This window comes from Paucibacter sp. JuS9 (assembly GCF_044043925.2).
GTDB lineage: Bacteria > Pseudomonadota > Gammaproteobacteria > Burkholderiales > Burkholderiaceae_C > JAUASW01.
On the sequence record NZ_CP194172.1, the window covers coordinates 990,541 to 1,015,593 of the forward strand.

22 protein-coding genes are annotated in these 25,053 nt (G+C 66.1%); 12 read left to right on the forward strand and 10 right to left on the reverse strand.

Annotation, left to right across the window (positions count from 1 at the left end):
• Nucleotides 1-4: 4 nt before the first annotated feature.
• The 3 genes from ABT392_RS04335 to ABT392_RS04345 form a co-directional block, all read right to left on the reverse strand.
• Nucleotides 5-1,837, reverse strand: coding sequence for a bifunctional diguanylate cyclase/phosphodiesterase (locus ABT392_RS04335; RefSeq protein ID WP_334278886.1), 1,833 nt, complete (start codon nt 1,835-1,837; stop codon nt 5-7).
• 108 nt (nt 1,838-1,945) lie between these two features.
• Entirely contained in the window at nt 1,946-3,700 is a 1,755-nt protein-coding gene (gene recJ, locus ABT392_RS04340) for a single-stranded-DNA-specific exonuclease RecJ (RefSeq protein ID WP_395386500.1), read from the reverse strand.
• Nucleotides 3,697-4,617 carry a hypothetical protein gene (locus ABT392_RS04345; protein WP_395386499.1) on the reverse strand — a complete coding sequence of 307 codons (921 nt, stop codon included), beginning with the start codon at nt 4,615-4,617 and terminating at the stop codon, nt 3,697-3,699. Before ABT392_RS04345 ends, recJ begins: the two co-directional genes overlap by 4 nt.
• Before the next feature lie 70 nt (nt 4,618-4,687).
• Here ABT392_RS04345 and ppk1 point away from each other — a divergent pair, with 70 nt between their 5' ends.
• The gene (gene ppk1, locus ABT392_RS04350) at nt 4,688-6,865 is read left to right on the forward strand and encodes a polyphosphate kinase 1 (RefSeq protein WP_395386498.1); all 2,178 of its coding nucleotides are present in this window, start codon (nt 4,688-4,690) and stop codon (nt 6,863-6,865) included.
• On the opposite strand, the gene ppx is transcribed toward ppk1, so the two are convergent.
• Nucleotides 6,852-8,372 (reverse strand): exopolyphosphatase, encoded by a 1,521-nt coding sequence (ppx, locus tag ABT392_RS04355; protein ID WP_334278890.1) that lies wholly within the window; start codon nt 8,370-8,372, stop codon nt 6,852-6,854. The two genes, ppk1 and ppx, sit on opposite strands and share 14 nt — an antisense overlap.
• An 85-nt stretch (nt 8,373-8,457) precedes the next feature.
• Here ppx and ABT392_RS04360 point away from each other — a divergent pair, with 85 nt between their 5' ends.
• Nucleotides 8,458-9,312: a dienelactone hydrolase family protein gene (locus ABT392_RS04360; RefSeq protein WP_395386497.1), complete on the forward strand. Its 855-nt coding sequence runs from the start codon at nt 8,458-8,460 to the stop codon at nt 9,310-9,312.
• Nucleotides 9,313-9,383: 71 nt separating this feature from the next.
• Nucleotides 9,384-10,160 (forward strand): ZIP family metal transporter, encoded by a 777-nt coding sequence (locus ABT392_RS04365; RefSeq protein ID WP_334278892.1) that lies wholly within the window; start codon nt 9,384-9,386, stop codon nt 10,158-10,160.
• 9 nt (nt 10,161-10,169) lie between these two features.
• Here ABT392_RS04365 and ABT392_RS04370 read toward each other — a convergent pair whose 3' ends face one another.
• From ABT392_RS04370 to ABT392_RS04385, 4 genes are all read right to left on the reverse strand, one after another.
• A complete protein-coding gene (locus tag ABT392_RS04370; RefSeq protein ID WP_334278893.1) occupies nt 10,170-10,604 on the reverse strand; it encodes a universal stress protein in 435 nt (144 codons plus the stop codon).
• An 80-nt stretch (nt 10,605-10,684) separates the two neighbouring features.
• On the reverse strand, nt 10,685-11,536 hold the full coding sequence (locus ABT392_RS04375; RefSeq protein ID WP_395386496.1) for a sulfurtransferase: 852 nt from the start codon (nt 11,534-11,536) through the stop codon (nt 10,685-10,687).
• Nucleotides 11,533-12,438, reverse strand: coding sequence for a DMT family transporter (locus ABT392_RS04380; RefSeq protein ID WP_334278895.1), 906 nt, complete (start codon nt 12,436-12,438; stop codon nt 11,533-11,535). The genes ABT392_RS04375 and ABT392_RS04380 overlap by 4 nt, the downstream gene beginning before the upstream one ends.
• A gap of 60 nt (nt 12,439-12,498) precedes the next feature.
• Nucleotides 12,499-13,611 (reverse strand): aromatic ring-hydroxylating oxygenase subunit alpha, encoded by a 1,113-nt coding sequence (locus ABT392_RS04385; RefSeq protein ID WP_395386495.1) that lies wholly within the window; start codon nt 13,609-13,611, stop codon nt 12,499-12,501.
• A 322-nt stretch (nt 13,612-13,933) separates the two neighbouring features.
• Here ABT392_RS04385 and xseB point away from each other — a divergent pair, with 322 nt between their 5' ends.
• The 4 genes from xseB to folE2 all read left to right on the forward strand — a co-directional run bounded on the left by xseB (nt 13,934) and on the right by folE2 (nt 17,955).
• Nucleotides 13,934-14,203, forward strand: coding sequence for an exodeoxyribonuclease VII small subunit (gene xseB / locus ABT392_RS04390; protein WP_395386494.1), 270 nt, complete (start codon nt 13,934-13,936; stop codon nt 14,201-14,203).
• A gap of 2 nt (nt 14,204-14,205) precedes the next feature.
• On the forward strand, nt 14,206-15,093 hold the full coding sequence (locus tag ABT392_RS04395) for a polyprenyl synthetase family protein (RefSeq protein ID WP_334278898.1): 888 nt from the start codon (nt 14,206-14,208) through the stop codon (nt 15,091-15,093).
• A 67-nt stretch (nt 15,094-15,160) separates the two neighbouring features.
• Nucleotides 15,161-17,047 (forward strand): 1-deoxy-D-xylulose-5-phosphate synthase, encoded by a 1,887-nt coding sequence (gene dxs / locus ABT392_RS04400; protein WP_395386493.1) that lies wholly within the window; start codon nt 15,161-15,163, stop codon nt 17,045-17,047.
• 107 nt (nt 17,048-17,154) lie between these two features.
• Complete coding sequence (gene folE2 / locus ABT392_RS04405; RefSeq protein WP_395386492.1) at nt 17,155-17,955, forward strand: GTP cyclohydrolase FolE2; 801 nt, start codon at nt 17,155-17,157, stop codon at nt 17,953-17,955.
• Between the two features lie 55 nt (nt 17,956-18,010).
• Here the strand turns inward: folE2 and ABT392_RS04410 are convergent, their stop codons facing one another.
• Complete coding sequence (locus ABT392_RS04410) at nt 18,011-18,925, reverse strand: LysR family transcriptional regulator (RefSeq protein WP_395386491.1); 915 nt, start codon at nt 18,923-18,925, stop codon at nt 18,011-18,013.
• Nucleotides 18,926-19,041: 116 nt separating this feature from the next.
• On the opposite strand from ABT392_RS04410, the gene lysA reads away from it, so the two are divergent.
• The 3 genes from lysA to ahpF all read left to right on the forward strand — a co-directional run bounded on the left by lysA (nt 19,042) and on the right by ahpF (nt 22,683).
• Nucleotides 19,042-20,283: a diaminopimelate decarboxylase gene (gene lysA / locus ABT392_RS04415; RefSeq protein WP_395386490.1), complete on the forward strand. Its 1,242-nt coding sequence runs from the start codon at nt 19,042-19,044 to the stop codon at nt 20,281-20,283.
• A gap of 98 nt (nt 20,284-20,381) precedes the next feature.
• Entirely contained in the window at nt 20,382-20,945 is a 564-nt protein-coding gene (gene ahpC / locus ABT392_RS04420) for an alkyl hydroperoxide reductase subunit C (RefSeq protein WP_334278903.1), read from the forward strand.
• A 184-nt stretch (nt 20,946-21,129) separates the two neighbouring features.
• A complete protein-coding gene (gene ahpF / locus ABT392_RS04425) occupies nt 21,130-22,683 on the forward strand; it encodes an alkyl hydroperoxide reductase subunit F (protein ID WP_395386489.1) in 1,554 nt (517 codons plus the stop codon).
• 22 nt (nt 22,684-22,705) lie between these two features.
• On the opposite strand, the gene rarD is transcribed toward ahpF, so the two are convergent.
• Nucleotides 22,706-23,602 (reverse strand): EamA family transporter RarD, encoded by an 897-nt coding sequence (gene rarD / locus ABT392_RS04430; RefSeq protein ID WP_395386488.1) that lies wholly within the window; start codon nt 23,600-23,602, stop codon nt 22,706-22,708.
• Nucleotides 23,603-23,692: 90 nt separating this feature from the next.
• Between rarD and ABT392_RS04435 the strand changes: the two genes are divergently transcribed.
• Together ABT392_RS04435 and ABT392_RS04440 are read left to right on the forward strand one after the other, a co-directional pair.
• Nucleotides 23,693-23,962 (forward strand): MoaD/ThiS family protein, encoded by a 270-nt coding sequence (locus tag ABT392_RS04435; RefSeq protein WP_395386487.1) that lies wholly within the window; start codon nt 23,693-23,695, stop codon nt 23,960-23,962.
• A 7-nt stretch (nt 23,963-23,969) separates the two neighbouring features.
• Nucleotides 23,970-25,043 (forward strand): WD40/YVTN/BNR-like repeat-containing protein, encoded by a 1,074-nt coding sequence (locus ABT392_RS04440; protein ID WP_395386486.1) that lies wholly within the window; start codon nt 23,970-23,972, stop codon nt 25,041-25,043.
• Nucleotides 25,044-25,053 lie beyond the last annotated feature (10 nt).

The window sequence follows — 25,053 nt, forward strand, 5'->3', positions numbered from 1 at the left end:
CTCATCAGGCGGCGGCAGGCAAGGGCTGTTCGACGGCTTCCGGGCCGCGCCGGTCCACGAAGTAGCGGCTGCCGCCGCTTCGGCTCTTGGCCACGCGCTTGGGTTCTATCAAGGCGGCCGACAGTGCCTGCGAGTTTTCGAAACAGCCGTCTCCGCGCACCGTCACCACGCCGGCACTGAACGTGGGCAGTGGATTGAAGGTGGGCTGGTTCTGGCGATTCAGCGTGGTGTAGCCGCCGCGCATGAGGTGCTCCTCGGTGAAGAAGCCGCGCACGCCTGCGTCGAAGGCATTGCAGACGTCTTGCAGCCGCTCCTGCCAGTTGGCCGATCCCAGCACCATCAGGAAGTCGTCGCCGCCGATATGGCCGACGAAGTCGAGTTCGGCATCGGCCGCCTGGGTCAGCGTGGCCGCGGTGAACTTGATCATCTCGTCGCCGGCGCGGTAGCCATAGCTGTCGTTGAAGGGCTTGAAGTTGTCGATGTCCCACATCGCCACCACGAAGGGCCGGCCCTCGGCGAGCAGGCTGTCGAGCTGGTTGTCGATGGGCACGTTGCCCGGCAAGAGCGTCAGCGGATTCGCATAGCGGGCCGAATGCACTTGCAGGTCTGAGACCGCCTTGAGCAGATCGGAGGTGCGGCCGCTGCCGAAGTACTGGCCGTTCTTGGTGACGATGAAGCCGTCCACCATCAGGCGGTCGTCCAGGTTGGCAATCGTCTCGCTCATCGCGCGCAGGGAGGTCGAGACATCGAAGAGCAGCGGCTGCGGGTCCATCAGCACCGTGCAGCTGTGCTTGCGATGGATGTCCATGAAGAAGCGCTCGGCACTTCGCTTGAGCACCTGCAGCGAGCGCAGGATGCCGATCGGCCGGTTGTCGGCGTCGAGCACGGGCAGCGAATAGAGCTGCTCGTCGCTGGTGAACATCTCGACGACCGATTGGCAGTCGATGCGGCCCGAGACCGTGTGGCCGCGCTGCGAGAGCTGGGCTGCCTGGGTGATGGCACCGGCGGGCAGGTTCAAGAGGCTGCGGGCCGTGCTGCCGTCTCGCAGCAGGCTGCTGATCTCGGCGCGCAGGGTGGCCCGGGGCGTGGCCGTGGGCCGCGCCAGCAGGTAGCCCTGGCAGACCGGCACGCCCAGCTCGCGCAGCACGCTCAGGTCGCCGTTCTGTTCCAGCCCTTCGGCGATCACCGTGCAGCCGCTGGACGCAGCCATCTCGAGGATGGAGCGCACGAACTGCTGCTTCAAGGGCTCCTGGGCGATGCCGTCGATGAAATGGCGGTCGATCTTGACGAAGTCGGGTCGGATGTCCATCCAGCGCTTGAGGCTGGCGAAGCCTTCGCCGAGATCGTCCAGCGCGACGACGAAACCGAGCGCGCGCAGGCCTTCCAGCGAGGCGCTCAGCCGCTCGGGTTCGAGGATGGGGCGGGTCTCGGTCAGCTCGATGACGATGCGCGAGGGCGGCATGTCCAGCTCGGCGAATTCATGCGCAATCTGCTCGACGCGGCCTTCCGCGGCCAGCAAGGTATCGGCCGTGAGGTTCAGGAAGATCTGGCCTGGCAGTGCCAGCTCGCGGAAGCGCCGCAAGGCCTTGCGCACCACCAGCCGCTCCAGTTCCACCAGGCGGCCTTGGCGGGCGGCCACGTCGAACAGCACGAGGGGTGAATGCAGCGAGGAATCTGCCGGGCCGCGGGTCAGCGCCTCGTAGCCGAGGATGCCGGCGCGATTCACATCGACCAGCGGCTGGAAATGGATGTCAAAACTCTGCTGGCTGATCAGGTTGGACAGCTGCAGGGCCAGCAGGTCGTGGCGGGGTGAAACGGGCGTGGTCTGGTCGGGCATGGAGGAACCGGTTGCGTCAGCGTTGCAACCGATTCTTCAGGCCCACTGTGGCAGTGATTTGACAGTTCGCCCGCGGTGCTGCCTGACGTGCATTCGTTCACGCTGAGTTCATACCAGCGGCTCGGCCGCCTCCACAACCATCTGCACCCGTTCCTGGCCGTTCCAGCTGTCCAGGCTCAGGCGGTACGCGAGTCGCACGCGCTCGGGCAGGCCTTCGGTGTGGCCGAACCAGATGGCGTCGCGCAAGACCTGGCTCTGGCCCTGACCCTGGCGGATGCGCAGCTTCAGGTGCTTCTCGCCCACGATGCGTTGCTGCATCACCTCGACCTGGTCGCAGAACAGCGGCGCCTCGAAGGCCTGGCCCCAGACCTGCGCCTCCAGCTCGCGCACCGTGGTCGGCGTGTAGGCTTCGGGCGGCAGGGCGCCATCGGTGCGCAGCGTTCGGGTCAGTGCGGCCTCGTCCAGCCATTCGCTGGCGACTTGCTGAAGTGCGCTGTCGAAGGCTGCAAACGCATCAGGGTCGACCAGCGTGCAGCCAGCCGCCATCGCGTGGCCCCCGAACTTCTTCAACAGGTCGGGCGCTCTCTTGCTGACCAGGTCCAGCGCGTCGCGCAGATGGAAACCGGGAATGGAGCGGCCCGAGCCTTTCAATTGACCATCGGCGCCCAGCGCAAAGACGAAGGTCGGTCGGTGCACCCGCTCCTTCAGGCGCGAGGCGACGATGCCGACCACGCCTTCGTGGAACTCGGGCTCGTAGATGCACAAGGCCGCTGGTGGTGTTCCTCGCAGCTGCGGGTTCTGCATCAAGGCTTCGAGCTTCTCTTCGGCCAGCTCGCGCATGCCTGCCTCGATCTCGCGGCGCTCGCGGTTGATCGCATCGAGCTGCTTGGCCAGCTCGGTGGCGCGCGTGCCGTCGTCGGTCAGCAGGCATTCGATGCCCAGCGTCATGTCGGAGAGCCGGCCCGCCGCATTGATGCGAGGGCCCAGCGCAAACCCGAGGTCGAAGGCATTGGCCTGCGTTGCATCGCGGCCGGCGGCCGTGAACAGTGCGGCCAGCCCGGGCTGCATGCGGCCGGCGCGCATGCGGCGCAGGCCCTGCGCCACGAGGCGGCGGTTGTTGGCATCGAGCTTGACCACGTCAGCCACGGTGCCCAGCGCGACCAAGTCCAGCAGGCCGTCCAGCTTGGGTTGAGGCGCAGATTCGTACGCTCCGCGCTTGCGCAACTCGCCGCGCAAGGCCATCAGCAGGTAGAACACCACGCCGACGCCGGCCAGGTTCTTGCTCTCGAACGTGCAGCCCGGCTGGTTGGGGTTCACCAGGCCATTCGCCTCGGGCAGCACGACCGCATCGCCGACCAGGGCCGGCAGATGGTGGTCGGTCACCAGCACCTGCATGCCCAGCTCGCGTGCATGGGCGACACCGGCCAGGCTGGCGATGCCGTTGTCCACCGTCATCAGCAGGTGAGGGCGCTTGGCCAGGGCCAGCTCGGCAATCGCGGGGGTCAGGCCGTAGCCGTGGATGGCGCGGTCGGGCACCACATAGTCCAGCGTGCCGGCTCTTGCGCCCAGCAGCGAGAGGCCGCGCAGCGCAACGGCGCAGGCGGTGGCGCCGTCGCAGTCGTAGTCGGCCACGATGCAGATGCGCGAGCCGGCGGCCAGCGTGTCGGCCAGCAGCGCGGCTGCCTCGGCCATGCCCTTCATGCCTTCGGGCGGCAGCAGCCTGGCCAGGCCATCGTCCAGCTCGTCCGGGCTCTTGACGCCACGTGCGGCCAGCAGCCGGGCCAGCAAGGGCGAGACACCGGCCTGCTCCAGCGTCCAGGCGGCACGCGGGGGCACTTCGCGAGTGATGATTTGCGGGTTCATAGGGCGCCCAGGATCTTTGCTGCATCTGCGCTCGGCGGGCTGATGAACTGCCACAGCCGCTGCCAGCCCGAGCGTTGCTGCACCTTGTAGCGGCGCGCCTCGCGGTCGCCGCACAGCGTCAGGCTCAAGCCCGCTTGACCTTGCCTGGCGCGGGTCAGCATGTCATTGATGAGTCCCGCATCAAGCGAGCGCCAGGCGTCGCACCATGCCGCCCAGTCGCCAGCCAGCAAGGGGCCGCGCAGGCTGCGTTCGATCTGCAAGCCGGGCTCCGTCTGGGCGGGCTCAAAGCGGCCGCAGCCGCTGATCCAGACCGAGTTCACCATCAGCTCGCCGCGCGCCTCGCGCTGTGCATTGAGCGGGTGGCGATGCAGGAGCATCTGGCATTCGTTCTGCAGCGTGCGCAGGCGCCGGGCCTCGGGCATCCAGGCGTCGACCGGGCGGTTGATCACGCGCTCCAGGCTGACACTCGCCATGCCTTGCAGGTCTTCGTGGGCGACGTACCAGCGGTCAGCCGCGCCCCAGGCCTGGCGCCAGCCCTCGCTGGCCGGGAACAGCTCGGCTGCGAGATCAGCCAGCAGGCGGCGGGAATCGGCGTCGCCCAGTTGCAGGGCCTGCGGGTCCAGCGCCAGCACCTGGTCGCTGCTGACCGAGAGATGCATTGGGCTCACGAGCGCCCAGCAGTGCTTGTCGACTTGAATGCCATCGGCGGCTGCCATCGTGGCCGCATTGACGGGCTGGCCGGCTGCACGCAGGGCCAGCTCGAAAGGCGTGTCCGGGCTCAGTTCGTCGCCGCCGAGCGGCGCGCCGTCGGGCTGCATCAGGCCGAGCAAGGCCGAGAGCTGGGGCAGGGCCAGCGTCTGCAGGGCGGCCGCGCCGGTCTCGCCGGCGGCGCTGGCATAAGGGATCATCAGGTGCATGGCGGCATTATCGAGGTCGCCTTCCACGCTACTCATACGCCTGTCATATTTGCTTCATATGCTTGCCGGCATGACCGTTCCCGCTCAGCCCACGCCACCCCTGCTCAACCGCGAGCAAGCGATCCTCGAGTTCAACCGTCGGGTGCTCGCCCAGGCGCAGCGCGAGGATGTGCCGCTGCTGGAGCGGCTGCGCTACATCTGCATCGTCTCCAGCAATCTGGACGAGTTCTTCGAGGTGCGCTTTGCCGACATGCTGGATGCGGCGCGCGACCCCGATTCGCAGGTCAGCAACCGCGACATCGAGCGCGTGGCGCGCGAGGCGCATCTCTTGATCGACGAGCAGTACGCCATCTTCAACGAGCACGTGATGACGCGGCTGCGCGATCAGCGGATCGTGGTGCTGAACCATGCCGACCGCAACGATGCGCAGCGCCTGTGGGTGGCCAAGTTCTTCGAGCGCGAGGTGCGGCCGCTGCTGGTGCCGGTGGGGCTGGACCCGGCGCACCCCTTTCCGCAGGTGGCCAACAAGTCGCTGCATTTCATCGCCCGCCTCTCGGGCAAGGATGCCTTCGGCCGCGACAACCGCATCGCCATCGTCAAGGTGCCGCGCGTGCTGCCGCGAGTCATCAAGCTGCCCGCGGTGATCAGCGAAGGCCGGCAGGCGTTTGTTCTCCTGACCAGCGTGATCCGCGCGCACCTGGAGGAGCTGTTTCCGGGGCGCACGGTCGAGGCCTTCTCGCAGTTCCGCGTCACGCGCGACTCAGACCTCGAAGTGGACGAGGAAGAGATCGCCAACCTGCGCCACGCCTTGCGCTCGGGCCTGACCACGCGCCACTTCGGCCGTGCGGTGCGCCTGGAAGTGGTCAACACCTGCCCGGAAGAGCTGTCACGCTTTCTGCTGGAGCAGTTCGACCTGCCGCCGGCCGCGTTGTACCGCGTCAATGGCCCGGTGAACCTGGTCCGCCTCAATGAGCTGATCGACCAGACCGAGGCCGACGAGCTGCGCTTCCTGCCGCACGAGCCGGTCTGGCCGCAGGGGCGGCTGCCGCGCGGCAAATCGATGTTCGATCGCCTGGCCAAGGGCGATGTGATGCTGCATCACCCGTTTGAGAGCTTCGAGCCGGTGGTGCAATTGCTGCGCGAAGCGGTTGAAGACCCGGACGTGCTGGCGATCAAGCAGACGGTCTATCGCACCGGCAGCAAGTCCGAGCTGATGGACCTCCTGATCGAGGCAGCGCGGCGCGGCAAGGAAGTGATGGTGGTCGTCGAGCTGAAGGCTCGCTTTGACGAAGAAGCGAACATCAACTGGGCGGAGCGGCTGGAGGCTGTGGGCGCGCAGGTGGTGTACGGCATCGTCGGCTACAAGACGCATGCCAAGCTGCTCCTGATCACGCGCCGCGAGGGCAAGCCCGGCGGCAAGACCACGCTGCGCCGCTACGCCCACCTTTCGACCGGCAACTACAACCCCAAGACCGCGCGGCTCTATACCGACATCGGCTACATGAGTGCCGACCCGGACCTGACGGCGGACGCTGACATGGTGTTCCGTCAATTGGCATCGCTGGGCAAGTTCAAGACGCCCAAGCGCCTGCTGGTCGCGCCGTTCAACATGCATTCACGGATGGTCGAGCACCTCGCCCAGGTTGAGGCAGCTGCGCGGGCTGGTCAGACGGCGCGCGTGGTGGTGAAGATCAATGCGCTGACCGACGCCGAACTCATCGCTGCGCTGTTGAAGACGGCCCAGGCTGGCGCCAGGATCGACCTGATCGTGCGTGGCGCCTGCATGCTGCCGCCCGGGCTGCCGGGTATCAGCGACAACATCGTGATCCGCTCGGTGGTCGGCCGCTTCCTGGAGCATTCGCGCATCGCCTATTTCCGCTGGGGGTCGAGCGAAAGCGATGAAGCCTTGTACCTGTCAAGCGCCGACTGGATGAGCCGCAATATGTTTCGCCGCATCGAGGTGGCCTGGCCGGTGCTGGACGCCAAGCTGCGCCAGCGCGTCATCGACGAGGGCCTGGTGCCCTATCTGCACGACAGCCTGGATGCCTGGCAGCTCGGGCCCGACGGGCATTCGACGCTGGTCAGTGGCGCGGGCCACAGCGGCCAGCAGGCGGAGGTCAGGCACGGCGGCCAGCAGGTGGAGATCAGACACAGCGGCCAGCAGGCGGAGGTCAGACACAGCGCCCAGCAGGCGGAGGTCAGACACAGCGCCCAGCAGGCGCTGATGCGCCTGTTCAGTCCGTCCTGAAGTCGACCGTCAGGAGCTTGCTGCGCGACCAGGCGTCGACCTCGCCGCGCAGCAGGTAGTCGGCCAGCGGGTTGGCGAGCAGCCAACCGGGCTTGGTCTCGATGCGCAGGCGGCGCTCGCTGCGCTGCAAGCTCAGGGCGTCCAATTGAACCGGCCCGCGGGCGTGGCACTGCACCACGGCCAGACGCAGCGCCAGCAATTGCCACAGCAGGTTCTCATCCGCCTGCAACTGGTCCTGCAGCTTGCGCAGGCCGCCGCGCTGGCCCAGTGCCAGGTCGCCCAGGCGCTGCAACTGGTTCTGTGAGAAGCCGGCGGCGTCCACATGGGAGAGCAGGTAGGCGCTGTGCCGGTGGTGGTCGTGATGCGAAACCATCATGCCGATCTCGTGCAGGGCGGCCGCCCAGCCAAGTTCGCGCCTGAGTTCGGGCGTGGCTTGCGGCTGCAGTTGGCGGTAGAAGGCCTGGGCCTGCGCCTGCACACGTTTGGCTTGCGCTGTATCGATCAGGAAGCGCTGCTGCAACATGCGTACCGATTGCTCGCGCAGGTCCAGTGTGGCGCGCACACCCGGGTTGATGCGTTCGGCCAGGTCGAACACCACGCCCTGGCGCAGCGCGCCCTTGGCCGGCTTCAAGGACTCGATGCCGAACTGAGTGAGCAAGGTGTAGAGGATGCACAGGCCGCCGGCCACCACGGCGCGGCGGTCTTCCTTCAGTCCGGGCAGGTCCAGCTTGTCCATGTGGCCGGCCGCCAGGCATTGCTCGATGCACCAGCGCAGCGCTTCGGTCGTGACCGTACCGTCGGTGATGCCGCTGCCGGCCAGCAATTGCGAAACGGCGCCCACGGTGCCCGATGAGCCCAGCGCCTCGGTCCAGGCCGGCTTGCTGTGCTGCCTGGAGAACTGCTTGAAGGCCTCTTCCAGCTCGGCCCCTGCGGCGATCTGTGCGGCGCGGAAGGCCTCGGGCGTGAACTCGCCGCTCGGGAAGAAGCGCATCGACAGGCTGACGCTGCCGATCTGGAACGACTCGGCCTTCAAGGGCTTGCGGCCGCGGCCGAGAATCATCTCGGTCGAGCGGCCACCGATGTCGATCACCAGTCGCGTGGCTTCCGAGGGTTGCAGGCGTGCCACGCCAGCGAAGATCAGGCGGGCTTCCTCGCGACCCGAGATCACCTCGATCGGAAAGCCCAGCGCCTTCTCGGCCCGGGCCAGGAAGTCATCGCGGTTGCGGGCTTCGCGCAGCGTCTGCGTTGCCACGGCACGCACCTGCTCGGGTGAAAACCCCTGCAGCGCCGCAGCGAAACGAGCCAGGCAGGCCAGGCCACGCTGTATCGCTTCTTCGCTGAGCGTGCCGTCGGCGTCGAGGCCGCCGCCCAGTCGCACCGTTTCCTTCAGGTATTGCTGGCGCTTGTACTGGTTGCCTTCGAGACGGGCGATCTCCAGCCGGAAGCTGTTGGAGCCCATGTCGATGGCGGCCAGGGTCTGGGATGCAGGAACGGCGGCGAGATTCATGGGGCGCGATTGTCGCGGCATTCGATGACGGCGCCGCCCGCGCGCGTCCCTAGAATCCGCGCAATCCCAGTCTGGAGTGCCAACGATGCCCGCTTTTGATGCGAAAGATCCCAGCCGCCGAGATTTTGTCCGCGCGACGGTGGGCGGCAGCTTTGCCGCAGCCGTGATGCCGGTCACGGCCGAGACGATCAAGACCGACGCCAAGGACCTGCTGGTCGGCGAGGTGACGATCCCGGTCGGCAAGTTCCAGATGCCGGCCTACCGTGCGGCCCCGGCCAATGCCAGGGGCAAGCTGCCCGTGGTGCTGGTGATCAGCGAGATTTTTGGTGTGCATGAGCACATTGCCGATGTGGCCCGGCGTTTTGCCAAGCAGGGCTATCTGGCGATTGCGCCTGAGTTGTTTGTGCGCCAAGGCGACGCTGGCGAGTACGGAGAGATCACCAAGCTGATCGCCGAGGTGATCTCCAAGGTGCCAGATGCGCAGGTGCTGGGTGACCTGGACGCAACGGTTGCCTGGGCGGATGCGAATGGCGGCGACACGAAGCGCCTCGCCATCACCGGCTTTTGCTGGGGCGGCCGCATCACCTGGCTCTATGCGGCGCATCAGCCCCAACTGAAGGCGGCGGTGGCCTGGTACGGCAAGCTGCAGGGCGAGCGGCACAGCATCTATCCTCGTCATCCGCTGGACCTGACGGCCGACCTGAAAGCGCCGGTGCTGGGCCTGTATGGCGGCGCGGATGCGGGCATTCCGAACGAGGATGTCGCCAGCATGCAAGAGGCATTGAAGGCGGGCAGCGTGGCCGCGCGCGCCAGTGAGATCGTGCTGTACCCGGACACGCCGCATGCCTTCAATGCCGACTACCGCCCCAGCTACCGCGAGAAGGAGGCGAAGGACGGCTGGGTGCGCTGCCTGGCCTGGTTCAAGTCGCATGGCGTCTGAACGGTGCTTGACAGCTCTGAGACAATGCCCGATCAGCGCACCTCCCGGTGCGCTTTGATTTTTGACTGCCCATGACCCTGTTCTATATCGTGCTCGCAACGCTGATCGGCGGACTTCTGTCCGTGCTGATCGCGGCCAGCCTGACCGTGAGCCTGCTCGGTCGGGTGGTCAAGCACCTGGTCAGTCTGTCCACCGGCGTGTTGCTGGGCACGGCCTTGCTGCAGGTGCTGCCCGAGGCTTTTGAGCGCGATGCCAAGCCACAGGCGCTGTTCCTGACGCTGCTGGGCGGTCTCCTGTTCTTCTTTCTCCTGGAGAAGGCCGAGCTGTACCGCCACACCCATCATCACGAGGGGGATGGGCATCACCATCATCATCACTTCGATGCGGACCAGGCAGGCCGCGGCGGGATCTCGGTGCTGGTGGGTGACAGCATCCACAACTTCTGCGACGGCGTGATCATCGCTGCCGCCTTCCTGGCCGACCATCACCTGGGCTGGGCCACGGCGCTGGCCATCATCGCCCACGAGATTCCGCAAGAGGTGGGCGACTACATCGTGCTCCTGAACGCCGGTTTGTCACGCGGCAAGGCCTTGTTCTACAACGCGGTGTCAGGTCTTGCCGCCGTGGGCGGCGGCGTGCTGGGCTACTTCGTTGTCGGGCCCTGGCAGGAGCTGTTTCCCTTCCTGCTCGTGGCGGCCTCGAGCAGCTTCATCTACGTGGCCGTGGCCGACCTGATTCCGCAACTGCAGCGCCGCCTGCCCTGGCGCGAGACCATGGCGCAACTCGGCTGGCTGGCCGCTGGCTTGGCGCTGGTGACCCTGGTGGTCAGCTTCTCCGGCCACCACTGAGTTGCCAAGCTAGCGAACGATCAGGACAGGCGTCGTGCAGTGCGTGAGCACCTTCTGGGTTTCACTGCCCAGCAAGAGCGCCTGAACGCCGCGCCGGCCGTGCGAGGCCATCACCAGCAGGTCGACCTTGTTTTGCTGGGCGTGCTCGATGATCGCCTCCCAGGGATGCAGGGCCTCGACCGTGTGTCCCTCGGCCGACACGTTGGCAGCCTCGGCCGCGGCGATCACGGCCTTCACTCTGGCGCTGGCGATGCGCTCCTGCGCGTCGAAGAATTCCTGTGGCGGCGTCGGTTGCATTTCCGACACCGCGCTGTAGGGGAAGGGTTCCTTCACGCTGATCGTGTACAGCTTGGCGCCATGGGTCTTGGCCATGGCGATGGCGGTATCGATGGCCTTGCTGGTGATCTCGGAACCGTCGGTGGGTACCAGGATGCGTTTGAACATGGCGAACCTCCTTGCTGGATTTCAGGGCCAGTGTGGCGCTCACGCGCACGGCCCATCTTGCGCCATGTCAAGGAGGCTTGCTAGCCCTTGGCGACCGGCCGCGCCGGGTCGCAGGACCATTCGCTCCAGGAGCCGGGGTAGAGCGCCGAGCCCGCCAGGCCGGCATGCTCCATTGCCAGCAGGTTGTGGCAGGCGGTCACACCCGAGCCGCATTGATGAACCACGGCCGATGGCGCATGCGGCGGCAGCAGGCGTTCGAACTCGGCACGCAACTCGGCGGCAGGCCTGAAGCGACCATCCGGCCCCAGGTTGTCCTTGAAGAAGCGGTTGCTGGCGCCGGGAATGTGGCCGGCCTGCTTGTCCAGCGGCTCAACCTCGCCACGGAAGCGCTCGGCAGCGCGCGCGTCAATCAGGCGCAAGGTGCCAAGTCTTGCCAGCAGCGCATCGGCTTCGATGGTTGGGGAGAGCGAAGGGCCGGTGACGAAATCGCCGGCGTGCGGCGTTGGCGTCTCGTGATTGCTCAATGGCCCGCCAGCAGCCGTCCATGCGGCGAGACCACCATCCAGCACCGCGACTGCCTCATGGCCCAGCCAGCGCAGCATCCACCACAGATGGGCGCCGTAAGGACCGCCTTGGCGGTCGTAGGCCACGACCTGGGTTTCCTTGCGCAGGCCGAGTGCGCGCATGCGCGCCGCAAATGTCTCCCGGTCCGGCAACGGATGGCGGCCGTTCCTGCCGGTCATCGGGCCGCAAGTGTCGCGGTCCAGATGCAGGTAGTGGGCGCCGGGCAGGTGCTGATCGCGGTAGACGCGCTCCCCCGCATCGGTATCGGCGAGGTCGAAGCTGCATTCGATCAGCAGCAGCGCCTGAGGCTGCTTTTCGAGGGCGAGCAGTTCGGTGGCAGAAATCAGGGTGCGGTAGGTCGTGGTCATGATTCGCTCACGGCATGGGGTGAAGGCTCGACGCGGCTGCGCAAGAGGGTGGCGGCCAGGCCGGCGCCGATGATCAGGGCGATGCCGGCCAGGGCGCTGAGGCTCATCCGGTCATGGAACAGCCAGGCGCCATAGATGCTGGAGAAGACGATGCCCAGGTACTGCAGGCTGGCGTTCACCAGCGTGCGGCCGCGGCCGTAGGCGCGAGTCATCATCAGCTGGGCCACGGTGGCCAGCACGCCGACGGCAAAGAGCAGGCCGAGCCCTCGTGCATCGTGGCCATGGAACTCGGTCGTGTGCCGGGCGAAGTGCAGCACGGCCGTGGTCAGGCCGCCAGCAATCGCACCGCCGAGCGAGAAGTAGAAGACGATCCGGTACTCCGGCTCACCGGCCCGGCCGAGCGCCGTGATCTGCAGATAGGCGAGGGCGGAAAGCATGCCCGAAAGCAGGCCGGCGAGGCCGTGCCAGGCTTGCTGCTGGTCAATCGTCGGCCGCAGCACCAGGGCCACGCCGACAAAGCCCAGGAGCACCGCAGCCACCAGCCGCGAATCGACCTTGGCTGTGCCCAGCATCACTGCGCCGCCGATCAGGAACAGCGCCATCCAGACGGACGACATGTAATTGAGCGTCATGGCCGTGGCGAGCGGCAACTGGCTGATCGAATAGAACCACAGCGACAGCGCACAGACGCCCGAGAGGCTGCGCCAGAAGTGCATGCCTGGCACCGAGGTGCGCAGCGAAAGGCCGTGCGCGCGCGCCATCAGGCCGATCATCAGGACGCCCACGATGCCGCGGTACATCACGATTTCGCCCGCGTCGTACTGGCTGGACGCCAGCTTCACGCACACCCCCATCGTGGCGAACAGAAAGGTGGCGGCGATCATCAAGGCGGAGGCGGGCATGGCAGGGATTCTGCCCGTCAAGCGGGCGTTAAAAAGCCGCCTCGCGGGCGGCCTTCTCTTTCAAGGGGCAATCTGCATCAGTTGCCGGTACCACTCATGGAAATGCTGCATGCCATCTTCCATCGGGCTCTGGTAGGGGCCGACCTCGTTGTCGCCGCGCTGCATCAGCGCCTTGCGGCCCGCGTCCATGCGCAGGGCAATCTCGTCGTCTTCCACGCAGGTTTCCATGTAGGCGGCCTGGTGGGCCTCGACGAAGTCGCGCTCGAAGGCGACGATTTCCTCGGGGTAGTAGAACTCGACGATATTGGTAGTCTTCTGCGGGCCCTGCGGAAACAGGGTGGACACCACCAGCACATGCGGGTACCACTCGACCATGATGTGCGGGTAATAGGTCAGCCAGATCGCGCCATGCTTGGGCGCCTCGCCGCCGCGGAAGGCGAGCACCTGCTGATGCCACTTGCTGTAGACGTCCGAGCCCGGCCGCTCCAGGTCCTTGTGGATGCCCACGGTCTGCACTGAATGGTGACGACCGAACTCCCAGCTCAGGTCTTCGCAGGTCACGAAGTTGCCCAGGCCCGGATGGAAGGGGCCGACGTGGTAGTCCTCCAGATAGACCTCGATGAAGGTCTTCCAGTTGTAGTCGCACTCGTGGACATGAACCTTGTCCAGCACATAGCCCGAGAAGTCCAGCTCTGCCGCTGGCCCGATGCGGGCCAGGTTGGCGGCCACGTCATGGCCGTTGTCCTCGAACAGGAGGCCGTTCCATTCGCGCAGCTTGTAGCGGTTCAGGTTCAGGCAGGGGTCTTCGGCGAAATGAGGTGCGCCGACCAGCTCGCCCTTCAGGTCGTAGGTCCAGCGGTGCAGCGGGCAGACGATATTGCTGCGCGTGTTGCCACGTCCCTTGAGCATGACGGCCTGGCGGTGGCGGCAGACATTGGACAGCAGCTCGATGCCCTGCGGCGTGCGCACCAAGGCGCGGCCCTCGCCCTCCTGGGGCAGTGCGTAGTAGTCACCAACTTCGGGCACCGCGAGCGCATGCCCGAGGTAGCGCGGCCCAGGTTGGAACAACAAAGCCTGTTCCTTGCGGAACAGGGCCTCATCGAAATACGAGGTGACTTGCAGCTGTGTCTTGCTGCGCTCAAGCGCCGAGACTGGGATGCTCAGGTCGGACATGATCCAAAGGGGTCTCCAGGAAACCAATGTCAACCCCCCGGCACGGTCGCTGCAGGCTGCACCGCTGTACCGGGTTTGTGAAGAAGAGGGCAAAAAAGCCCGACGACAGCCGGGCCCGTGCGCTGTCTGAGCCGGTCGAACCGCTCGTGACCTGGCTCAGGGAATGCGCGAGGGAGGGATTGTACCCGGGGGGCGGCGCTTGGGGGCCTCACTGCACTGACAGCTACAGCACTGTCAACTGTTGCTTCCTGAAACCTCCCCCCAGCGAGTGACGCGGATTGGCGCATGGCGCTGACTACAATGTCACGTTTCGCTTATTGAAATGAGTAAGGCTCCAGATTCCTCCGCCAAAACCGCGCCAGTAGCGCGCGGCCAAGCCCTGCCCGTGCCGGCCAGCTATGAGCTGGCCCTGTCCGAGCTGGAGCAATTGGTGGCGGCCATGGAAGGCGGGCAGCTCCCTTTGGATCAATTGCTTGACAACTACCGGCGCGGCGCCGAGTTGCTGGGTTTTTGCCGGGAGCGCCTGGTCGCGGTGGAGCAGCAGGTCAAACTGCTGGACGCGGGCGAGCTGAAGCTCTGGGAGGATTCTTGACAGTGGACGCCGCAAGATTTGACGCCTGGGCCCAGGATGCCCTGGACCAGGTAGAGACAGCGCTGGAGCGCTGGGTTCCCGAAGATTCGCCTGCCGGTCTCGGTGAAGCCATGCGCTATGCCGTGCTGGGTGGCGGCAAGCGTTTGCGCCCGCTCCTGGTGCTCGCGGCTTGCGAAGCCGTTCATGGCCATCGCGAGGCGGCGCTGCGCGCGGCTTGCTCGGTCGAGCTGATCCATGCCTATTCGCTGGTGCATGACGACATGCCCTGCATGGACGACGACGTGCTGCGCCGCGGCAAGCCCACGGTCCATGTGGCCTTCGGTGAAGCCCAGGCCATGCTGGCGGGCGACGCGATGCAGGCCCTGGCATTTGAGGTTCTGACGCCGGAAGAGGGTGTTGATGCTTCCTTGCAGGCGCGCCTGTGCGCGCTGCTGGCGCGCTCGGCCGGCCACGCAGGCATGGCGGGCGGCCAGGCCATCGACCTGGCCAGCGTCGGCCAGCAGCTGGACGAGGCAGCCTTGTGCGATATGCATCGCCGCAAGACAGGCGTACTCTTGCAGGCCAGCGTGCTGATGGGTGCTGCCTGCGGCGAGCTGGACGAGCGTGCCTGGAATGCCCTGGCCGAGTACGGTGCGGCCATCGGCCTGGCTTTCCAGGTGGTGGACGACATTCTCGACGTGACCCAGGACTCTGAAGTGTTGGGCAAGACGGCGGGCAAGGACCAGGATGCAAACAAGCCGACCTATGTGAGCGTGCTCGGGCTGGAGCCGGCGCGCCGCTACGCGCAGGCACTGCGCGGGCAGGCGCATGCCGCCCTGGCGGCCAGCGGCCTGGTGGATACCAGCCGGCTGGCACAGTTGGCCGACAAGGTCGTGGAGCGCGAGAGCTGAGCGGCGCCTCCTTGGCCTGCAATGAACGCCGCGAACTCGCGCTACAACCCATAAGAACAGGATCGTCATGAATTACGCCCTGCTGAGAACCGTCAACAGCCCGGCAGACCTGCGCCGCCTGCCGCGCGCCGATCTGCCGAAGCTGGCCGATGAGTTGCGGGCCTACCTGCTCGAGTCGGTTGCCAAGACCGGCGGCCACCTGTCGTCCAATCTGGGCACGGTCGAGCTGACGATCGCGCTGCACTACGTGTTCAACACGCCTGAAGACCGCCTGGTCTGGGACGTGGGCCACCAGACCTATCCGCACAAGATCCTGACCGGTCGTCGCGACCAGATGCCTGGCCTGCGTCAGCTGGGCGGCATCAGCGGCTTCCCGCGCCGTGACGAAAGCGAGTACGACACCTTCGGTACCGCGCATTCGTCCACCTCCATCTCGGCCGCGCATGGCATGGCCATGGCCGCCAAGCTCAAGGGCGAAGACCGCAAGGCCGTGGCCATCATCGGCGATGGCGCCATGACAGCCGGCATGGCCTTCGAAGCGCTGAACAACGCAGGTATTCCGCATGCGGGCGTGCTCGGCGACGTGCTGGTGATCCTGAACGACAACGACATGTCGATCAGCCCGCCGGTGGGCGCGCTGAACAAGTACCTGGCCCGCCTGATGAGCGGCAAGTTCTACGCCGCGGCCCGCGAAGGTGCCAAGTCGGTGCTCAAGAACACACCGCTCTATGAATTTGCCCGTCGCTTCGAGGAGCACACCAAGGGCATGGTCGTGCCGGGCACGATCTTCGAGGAATTCGGCTTCAACTACGTGGGCCCGATCGATGGTCACGACCTCGACGCGCTGATCCCGACGCTGGAGAACCTGCGCGACCGCGGCGGCGCCCAGTTCCTGCATGTGGTGACCAAGAAGGGCCAGGGCTACAAGCTGGCCGAGGCCGACCCGATCAAGTACCACGGCCCGTCGCCATTCAATCCGAGCGAGGGTATCAAGCCCGCGACCAAGCCGGCCAAGACCACCTTCACGCAAGTGTTCGGCGAGTGGCTGTGCGACATGGCCGACCAGGACAAGCGCCTTGTCGGTGTCACGCCCGCGATGCGAGAGGGCTCGGGCATGGTGGAGTTCCACCAGCGCTTCCCGACCCGCTACTTCGACGTCGGCATCGCCGAGCAGCATGCGGTCACCTATGCCGCAGGCCTGGCCTGCGAAGGCCTGAAGCCGGTGGTGGCGATCTACTCGACCTTCCTGCAGCGTGCCTACGACCAGCTGATTCACGACGTGGCGATCCAGAATCTGCCGGTCCTGTTCGCGCTGGACCGGGCGGGCCTGGTCGGTGCCGACGGCGCCACGCACGCCGGCAACTACGACATCGCCTTCACGCGCTGCATTCCGAACATGAGCCTCTTGACGCCGGCCGACGAGAACGAGTGCCGCCAGGCCTTGTTCACCGGCTTCGACCATGCAGGCCCGGTGACCGTGCGCTATCCGCGTGGTGCCGGTGCTGGGGTGGCTGCTGTCAAGCAGATGACGGCCATGCCCTGGGGCAAGGGCGAGGTGCGACGCCGCGGCTCGCGCATCGCCATCCTGGCCTTTGGTACGGTGCTTTATCCGGCCCTGGGCGCTGGCGAGAAGCTGGACGCCACGGTGGCGAATATGCGCTTCGTGAAGCCGCTGGACCATGAACTGGTGGCCGAGCTGGCCCGTACCCACGAGGCCCTGGTGACCATTGAGGAAGGCTGCATCATGGGCGGCGCTGGCAGTGCCGTGCTCGAGAGCCTGCAGGCCGCCGGCATCTCGGTGCCGGTGCTGCAGCTGGGACTGCCCGACCAGTTCGTCGAGCATGGCGATCCGGTCAAGCTGATGGCGCAATGCGGCCTGGATGCCGTGGGCATCGAGCAGGCCATCGTCGAGCGCTTTGGCGCCCGCCCGGCTCTGCGGGCAGCCAACGGCTGAGCACGGTACCCAAAGCCCTTGGCCGGCAAGGCTGCTTGCAAGCTGTCATGCTCTGGGCTCAGTATTAACCCGAGGCGTCGCTTTTGCGCCGCCGGCCTGCGATTCGCATGAACCAAGTCACCAGCGCCCACCTGCATCACATCCCCGACACCCAGAGCGAGCGCGATGAGCGCCATCTGGTGATCCAGCGCGTGGGCGTCAAGGACGTGCGCTACCCGCTGCAGGTGCTGGTGGCCGGCAAGGCCCAGCCCACCGTGGGCAACTGGACGCTGGACGTGCTGCTGCCGGCAGAGAAGAAGGGCACGCACATGTCCCGCTTCGTGGCCTGGCTCGATGCGCTGCAGGCACCGCTGGACGCCGTGTCGCTGCGCGAGTTGCACGGCCAGATGCTGACGAAGCTGGAAGCCGTGGAAGGCCGCATCGAAGTGCGCTTCACCTTCTTCCTGCGCAAGCGTGCGCCTGTGTCCGGCATCGAGAGCATGCTGGACTATCAAGGTGCCCTGATCTCCGAGACCCGCGCCGGCATCACCACCGTGTGGGCCGAGGTGGGCGTGGCCGTCAAGAGCCTGTGCCCCTGCTCCAAGGAAATCTCCGACTATGGCGCGCACAACCAGCGCTCCTTGGTGACGATACGCGCCGAGGTCAAGGACGCTTCTCTGAGCTGGCAGGAGCTGGTGCGCTTCGCGGAAGAGAGCGCCTCCAGCGAAATCTGGCCACTGCTCAAGCGCAGCGACGAGAAGTGGATCACCGAGCATGCCTACGAGAACCCCAAGTTCGTCGAGGACCTGGTGCGCGATGTGGCGCTGCGCTTGAATGCTGAAGCGCGGGTCGGCCGCTATTCGGTCGATGTTGAGAACTTCGAATCCATACACAACCACTCGGCCTACGCGCGCATCGAGCGCGCCTGAAAAGCCGCGCTGACGATTGCATGAGAAGAGGCCGCATCGAGCGGCCTCTTTGCATTCAGTGCTTCAACCGTTGTTGCAGCGCTGCTGCCTCAAGCCGCAGCGCATTGCATAGTGGCTCAACGCGCGGATGCGTGGGCCTGTGCAGGGGCCGGGCCAGCCAGACCTCGTAAGGGATCGAATGGCTGAAGCGCCGCCACTGCAGCCGCGCTCCGGCGCAGGCCAGGGCAGTGAGCGGATTGACGATGGCCAACCCCAGGCCCTGCTCGACCATCGCGCATATGGCGACCGCGCTGTGTGTTTGCAAGCGCATCTGGCGCTGCACACCCTGGGCCTCGAAGACGGCGTCGATCAGGCGCCGGTAGGGGTCGTCGCTGGCCAGGCTGACGAAGGTCTGGCCGGCAAAGTCGGCCGGGTGGAGCACCGACTTGGACAGCAAGGCATGGCCGGCCGGCAGCACGCAGACCTCGTCCAGGCTCAGGAGCCGCTCGAAACCGACACCCTCGCTGCCCTGACCCTGCTCGGTGAGGCCGAGGTCAAAGCGCTGGGCGCTCAGCCAGTCGTCCAGCAAGGGCGGTTCCTGCGGCGTGATGTCGATGGCGCCGCTGTCTCCATCAGCCTGGCCCAGGCGCGCACAGGCGGCCGGCAGCAGGGCATGAGCCAGGGCTGGCAGGCTCAGCAGCTGCAGGGCGCCGGGCTCGTCTCGCGCCAGGGCGCGGGCGCGATGGGCCACGCGCTCCAGCCCTTCGAAGGAACGCTGCACCTCGTCGAACAGGGCCAGCGCCCGGGCCGTCGCCTTGAGCCGGCCACGCTGGCGTTCGAACAAGGCATAGCCGAGTAGGAATTCCAGCCGAGCCAGTTCCCGGCTGATGGTGGGCTGCGATGTGTGCAATTGCCGCGCAGCCTCGCTGACGCCGCCGGCCAGCATCACGGCGCGGAAGACTTCTATGTGGCGGTGGCTGATCGCAGACATGATCAAACCATATCAGATACGGATTGATGATCGAAATGAAAGCATTTGATTGGATGGGTAGGGGCGGGCATGCTGCTGGCATTCATTGAATCCTTTGCCTTCAAGAAGAGACCCACATGCCCCAGCCCATTTCCGCCCCCTTGCTGCACTCGCTGGCCGAGCGTTTCGGCAGCCCGCTGTGGGTCTACGACGCCGCTGTCATCCGCCAGCGCATTGCCGCGCTCAAGGCCTTCGACACGGTGCGTTTCGCGCAGAAGGCCTGCTCCAACATCCACATCCTCAGGCTGATGCGGGAGCAGGGCGTCAAGGTCGATTCGGTCTCGCGCGGCGAGATCCTGCGGGCACTGGCCGCGGGCTATCAGGCCGGCGGTGACGAGATCGTCTTCACGGCTGACCTGCTGGACCGAGAGACCTTGTCCACGGTGATCGAACACCGCGTGCCGGTGAACGCCGGTTCCATCGACATGCTGCGCCAGCTCGGCACGTCGTCGAAGGGCCACAAGGTCTGGCTGCGCATCAATCCCGGCTTCGGCCACGGCCACAGCAACAAGACCAACACCGGCGGCGAGCACAGCAAGCACGGCATCTGGCACACGGCGCTGGGCGAGGCGCTGGCCGTCATCAAGGCCCAGGGCCTGCAGCTCGTCGGCCTGCACATGCACATCGGCTCCGGCGTGGACTACGGCCACCTGAGCCAGGTTTGCGGCGCGATGGTCGATCTGGTGCGCCAGACGCTGGCGGCCGGCCATGACCTGCAGGCGATCTCGGCCGGTGGCGGCCTGTCGATTCCCTACCAAGAGGGCGGTGCGGTCATCGACACCGCGCACTACTTCGGCCTCTGGGACGCCGCCCGCAAGGAAGCCGAGGCGCTGCTGGGTCACAAGCTGCATCTTGAGATCGAACCGGGCCGCTTCCTGGTGGCCGAGTCGGGCGTGCTCCTGACCGAGGTGCGCGCCACCAAGAACGCCGGCAACAACCACTTCGTGCTGGTCGACGCCGGCTTCAACGAGCTGATGCGCCCAGCCATGTACGGTGCCTTCCATGCGATGACCCTGCTGCCGCGCGATGGCAGCCGGCGCGCCAGCAGCCCCACCGTGGTGGCCGGCCCGCTGTGCGAATCGGGCGACGTGTTCACGCAGGAAGATGGCGGCGTGGTCGTGCCCCGCGAGCTGATGGCGGCCGAGGTCGGCGACCTGCTGGTGATCCACGACACCGGCGCCTATGGCGCTTCCATGTCCAGCAACTACAACAGCCGGCCCTTGATCGCCGAAGTGCTGGTTGACGGCACCGATGCTGGCAGCGCCCGCCTGATCCGGCGCCGTCAGACCGTCGAAGAGTTGCTGGCCCTGGAAGCCTGATTGGATTTGCCTATGAGCTTGATTTGAGCAATCAACCCAGCCAAGGGGTTGGCGTCGATATCATTCCGTCATCCTTTCAACCCCACAGGAACTGAGTCATGTCTCTGATCAACACCCAAGTCCAGCCTTTCAAGACCGAAGCCTTCCACAACGGCAAGTTCATCACCGTCAGCGACGAGACGATGAAGGGCAAGTGGTCCGTGCTGATCTTCATGCCGGCCGCCTTCACCTTCAACTGCCCGACCGAAGTCGAAGACGCGGCCGACAACTACGCCGAATTCCAGAAGATGGGCGCCGAGGTCTACATCGTCACGACCGACACGCATTTCTCGCACAAGGTCTGGCACGAAACCTCGCCGGCCGTCGGCAAGGCCAAGTTCCCGCTGGTGGGCGACCCGACCCACACGCTGACCAACGCCTTCGGCGTGCACATCCCTGAAGAAGGCCTGGCGCTGCGCGGCACCTTCGTGATCAACCCGGACGGCGTGATCAAGACGGCTGAAATCCACTCGAACGAAATCGCCCGTGACGTCAAGGAAACGCTGCGCAAGCTGAAGGCTGCCCAGTACACCGCCGCTCACCCGGGTGAAGTCTGCCCGGCCAAGTGGAACGAAGGCGCCAAGACCATCGCTCCGTCGCTGGACCTGGTCGGCAAGATCTAAAGGGATGACCCACCCCCGGAGCGCCCTTGGCGCTCCCCCTCAAGGGGGCGAGCCCAGTGGCCCGGCAAAGCCGGTTCCACGGGCTCCGCTCGGTCAATACAGCCGAGCCACGCTGAAAGCGTCCTGATTGCGCGGGCGTTTTCAGAGTGGCTGATATCGCCACGCCTGAACCAGGAGCCCCACCATGTTGGACGACACCCTCAAATCGCAGCTCAAGTCCTACCTCGAGCGCGTGACAAAGCCCTTCGAGATCGAAGCCTCGCTGGACGATTTCGCCAGTGCGCGTGAACTGCAGGAACTGCTGGTCGAGATCGCCGGCATGTCCGACAAGATCACGCTGAAGACTGGTGGCCAGGATGCTCGCCGCCCCTCGTTCAGCCTGAAGCGCATCGGCAGCGACCAGAGCCTGCGCTTTGCTGCGATCCCGCTGGGTCATGAATTCACGTCGCTGGTGCTCGCGCTCTTGTGGACCGGCGGCCATCCGCCCAAGGTCGAGGCTGACGTGATCGAGCAGATCAAGGGCCTGGACGGTGACTTCAATTTCGAGGTCTACATGAGCCTGAGCTGCCACAACTGCCCGGACGTGGTGCAGGCGCTGAGCCTGATGTCGGTCTTGAACCCCAAGGTCAAGACGGTGGTGGTGGACGGCGCGCTGTTCCAGGACGAGGTCAATGCCCGCGAGGTCATGGCCGTGCCCAGCGTCTACTTGAACGGCAGCCATTTCGGTTCCGGCCGCATGACGGTGGAAGAGATCGTCGCCAAGCTCGACACCGGCGCTGCAACCAAGGATGCAGCCAAGCTCTCGGCCAGGGAGGCGTTCGACGTGCTCGTGGTTGGCGGTGGCCCCGCCGGCGCGGCCGCGGCCGTCTACGCCGCTCGCAAGGGCATCCGCACCGGCATTGCGGCCGAGCGCTTTGGCGGCCAGGTCAACGACACCATGGCGATCGAGAACTTCATCTCGGTGCTGGAAACCGACGGCCCCAAATTCGCGATGGGCCTTGACGCCCACGTGAAGGCGTATGGCGTGGACGTGATGAACCTGCAGCGAGGCGAGAAGCTGATTCCGCCGTCAACGCCCGGTGGCCTCGTGGAAGTGCAACTCGCCAACGGCGGCACGCTGAAGAGCAAGACCGTGATCCTCTCCACCGGCGCGCGCTGGAGGAATGTGAACGTGCCCGGCGAGCAGGAATACAAGAACAAGGGCGTGGCCTATTGCCCGCATTGCGACGGCCCGTTGTTCAAGGGCAAGCGCGTGGCGGTGATCGGTGGCGGCAACTCCGGCGTCGAGGCGGCCATCGACCTCGCGGGCATCGTGGCCCATGTGACCTTAATCGAGTTCGGCGATGCGCTGCGGGCGGATGCGGTGCTGGTCAACAAGCTCAAGAGCCTGCCGAACGTGGTGATCCACACACAGGCGCAGACCACCGAGCTGACCGGCGACGGCAGCAAGCTCAACGGCCTGACCTACACCGACCGTGCCAGCGGCCAGAGCCATCACATCGAGCTGGAAGGCGTGTTCGTGCAGATCGGCCTGGTGCCCAACACCGAATGGTTGAAGGGCGTGGTCGAACTGAGCAAGCACGGCGAGATCGTGGTCGATGCCAAGGGCCAGACCTCGGTCCCGGGCGTGTTCGCTGCCGGTGACGCGACGACCGTGCCGTTCAAGCAGATCATCATCGCGGCCGGCGATGGTGCGAAGGCAGCGCTGGCGGCCTTCGATCACCTGATGCGCAACTGATCGATCAGTTCGATCATCCCGATCAGGCGGGCTGCGCAGCCGTCATCCGGCTGCGCAGCAGACTCTCCAGGCTGTAGACCGCCAGCGCAGCCCAGATCAGCGCGAACCCGACCAGTCGGCTCGGCTGGAAGGGCTCGTGATAGAGCCAGACCCCCAGCACGAACTGCGTGGTCGGTGCGATGTATTGAAGGAGACCGAGCGTCGTCATCGGGATGCGGCGGGCGCCGGAAGCGAACAGCAGCAGGGTGATGGCGGTCAGCGGGCCGGAGAGCAGGAGCATGAAAAGGGTGAAGCTGTCGCCACTCACGAAAGCGCTATGGCCTTGCAGGCTCCACCACGCCAAGGCACCAATGGCGATGGGCGCGAGCACCAGGGTCTCGACGGTCAATCCTTCCAGCGCGCCCAGCGGGGCAATCTTGCGCAGCAGGCCATAGAAGCCGAAGCTGAAAGCCAGGCTCAGGGCCACCCAGGGCAGGCGGCCGGCCTGGACGGTCAGCCACACGACGCCTGTCGCGGCCAGGCCCACGGCCAGCCATTGCAGCTTGCGCGGCCGTTCATGCAGCACGGCAAAACCCAGCGCCACATTGACCAGCGGGTTGATGAAGTAGCCCAGGCTCGCGTCCAGCACATGGTCGTTCTGCACCGCCCAGACATAGATCAGCCAGTTCGTCGCCAGCAGCACGGCTGACAAGGCGAACGCGGCTAGCACCTTGGGCTGGCCCAGCACGGCGCGCATCCAGCTGAAATGTTTCTTGACCAGCAGCAGCGCCATCACGAACAGCAAGGACCAGACCGTGCGGTGCGCCACCACCTCCTGCGCGCCCACATGCCCCAACTGCTTGAAAAACAAGGGAAACAAGCCCCAGGCGGCATAGGCAGCGGCTGCGTACAGCACGCCCTTGGAAGATTCATTCGTCATGTGGCGATTGTGGTGGCCCGGCCCAGACCTTGCCCGCCGCGGGACTTCCACTGATGCGGACCCGGCAGGGCAGGCGCCTAATGCGCAGCCATGCCCCGTATCGTCTTCACGCCGCAATTGCGCCGTTTCGTCGACGCGCCTGAATTCGAGACAGGCGCCTTGCAGCTGCGTGCGGCGCTGGAGGAATGCTTCGCGGCACATCCCAGGCTGCGTGGCTATGTGCTGGACGACCAGTCTCACCTGCGCGCCAACGTCGTGATCTTCATCGACGGCCGGCGCCAGCGCGACCCTGTGGGCCTCAGCGATATTCTTCAAGCCGGCAGCCAGGTCCATGTGCTGCAAGCCTTGTCTGGAGGATGACAGCGTCATGAGTCAAACCGCCTGGGTCGCCACCCGCAAGGGCCTGTTCGAGCTGCGCCATGAAGGTGGCCGGGGCTGGCAGATCGCTCAACTGAATTTCATTGCCGAGCCGGTCACGATGGTGCTGCCAGCTCCTCCGGGGCAGCGCATGCTCGCCGCCTTGAACCTGGGGCACTTCGGCGTCAAGCTGCATGGCTCGGACGATGGCGGCCAGACCTGGCGAGAGCTGGCAACGCCCGGCTTCCCGGTGCAGCCCGAGGGCGCACCGGGGCCCGCCTGGAAGCTGGTGCAGATCTGGTCGCTGGAGCGCGACGCGGCGGGCCATATCTGGGCGGGCACCATTCCCGGCGGCCTGTTCCGCAGCAGCGATGGTGGCGAAAGCTGGGAGCTGATCGAATCGCTCTGGCACCGCGAGGAGCGACTGGAATGGTTTGGCGGCGGCTACGACGCGCCAGGCATCCATTCGATCTGCCCGCATCCGCAGTCGGCCGGCGAGATGCTGATCGGCATCAGCTGCGGCGGTGCCTGGCGCACGACCGATGGCGGCGCGACCTGGAGCACGCGCGCCACGGGCATGAAGGCGCTCTTCATGCCGCCGGAGCGCCAGGACGACCCCAATATCCAGGATCCGCACCGCGTCGAGCGCTGCACGGCCGCGCCCGATGTTCTGTGGACCCAGCATCACTGCGGCATCTGGCGCTCCACAGACAACGGCGCGAACTGGCAGGAGCTCAAGGCCGAGCCTTCGAGCTTCGGATTCGCGGTCGCTGCCCACCCGCTGGACCCGCAGACCGCCTGGTTTGTGCCGGCGGTGAAGGATGAGCGCCGCGTGCCCGTGGATGCCGCCCTGTGCGTGCTGCGCACCCGTGACGGCGGCAAGACTTTCGAGACATTGCGAGAAGGGCTGCCGCAGCTACATTGCTACGACCTCGTGTACCGCCACGGGTTGGCGGTTGACGGCACGGGTCGGCGGCTTTTGATGGGCAGCACCACCGGCGGCCTCTGGGCCAGCGATGATGGTGGCGACCACTGGCAGACCCTGTCGTTGAACCTGCCGCCGGTCTACGCCGTCCGCTTCTGATTCCAAACCC

Coding starts and splice junctions, on each gene's coding strand:
- rarD (WP_395386488.1), bottom strand. CDS start 23,602: ATGACGAATGAATCTTCCAAGGGCGTGCTGTACGCAGCCGCTGCCTAT.
- dxs (WP_395386493.1), top strand. CDS start 15,161: ATGAATTACGCCCTGCTGAGAACCGTCAACAGCCCGGCAGACCTGCGC.
- ppx (WP_334278890.1), bottom strand. CDS start 8,372: ATGAATCTCGCCGCCGTTCCTGCATCCCAGACCCTGGCCGCCATCGAC.
- ppk1 (WP_395386498.1), top strand. CDS start 4,688: ATGACCGTTCCCGCTCAGCCCACGCCACCCCTGCTCAACCGCGAGCAA.
- ABT392_RS04365 (WP_334278892.1), top strand. CDS start 9,384: ATGACCCTGTTCTATATCGTGCTCGCAACGCTGATCGGCGGACTTCTG.
- ABT392_RS04385 (WP_395386495.1), bottom strand. CDS start 13,611: ATGTCCGACCTGAGCATCCCAGTCTCGGCGCTTGAGCGCAGCAAGACA.
- ABT392_RS04335 (WP_334278886.1), bottom strand. CDS start 1,837: ATGCCCGACCAGACCACGCCCGTTTCACCCCGCCACGACCTGCTGGCC.
- ABT392_RS04440 (WP_395386486.1), top strand. CDS start 23,970: ATGAGTCAAACCGCCTGGGTCGCCACCCGCAAGGGCCTGTTCGAGCTG.
- ABT392_RS04380 (WP_334278895.1), bottom strand. CDS start 12,438: ATGCCCGCCTCCGCCTTGATGATCGCCGCCACCTTTCTGTTCGCCACG.
- ABT392_RS04345 (WP_395386499.1), bottom strand. CDS start 4,617: ATGCACCTGATGATCCCTTATGCCAGCGCCGCCGGCGAGACCGGCGCG.
- xseB (WP_395386494.1), top strand. CDS start 13,934: ATGAGTAAGGCTCCAGATTCCTCCGCCAAAACCGCGCCAGTAGCGCGC.
- recJ (WP_395386500.1), bottom strand. CDS start 3,700: ATGAACCCGCAAATCATCACTCGCGAAGTGCCCCCGCGTGCCGCCTGG.
- ahpC (WP_334278903.1), top strand. CDS start 20,382: ATGTCTCTGATCAACACCCAAGTCCAGCCTTTCAAGACCGAAGCCTTC.
- ABT392_RS04410 (WP_395386491.1), bottom strand. CDS start 18,925: ATGTCTGCGATCAGCCACCGCCACATAGAAGTCTTCCGCGCCGTGATG.
- ABT392_RS04375 (WP_395386496.1), bottom strand. CDS start 11,536: ATGACCACGACCTACCGCACCCTGATTTCTGCCACCGAACTGCTCGCC.
- ahpF (WP_395386489.1), top strand. CDS start 21,130: ATGTTGGACGACACCCTCAAATCGCAGCTCAAGTCCTACCTCGAGCGC.
- ABT392_RS04435 (WP_395386487.1), top strand. CDS start 23,693: ATGCCCCGTATCGTCTTCACGCCGCAATTGCGCCGTTTCGTCGACGCG.
- folE2 (WP_395386492.1), top strand. CDS start 17,155: ATGAACCAAGTCACCAGCGCCCACCTGCATCACATCCCCGACACCCAG.
- ABT392_RS04370 (WP_334278893.1), bottom strand. CDS start 10,604: ATGTTCAAACGCATCCTGGTACCCACCGACGGTTCCGAGATCACCAGC.
- lysA (WP_395386490.1), top strand. CDS start 19,042: ATGCCCCAGCCCATTTCCGCCCCCTTGCTGCACTCGCTGGCCGAGCGT.
- ABT392_RS04360 (WP_395386497.1), top strand. CDS start 8,458: ATGCCCGCTTTTGATGCGAAAGATCCCAGCCGCCGAGATTTTGTCCGC.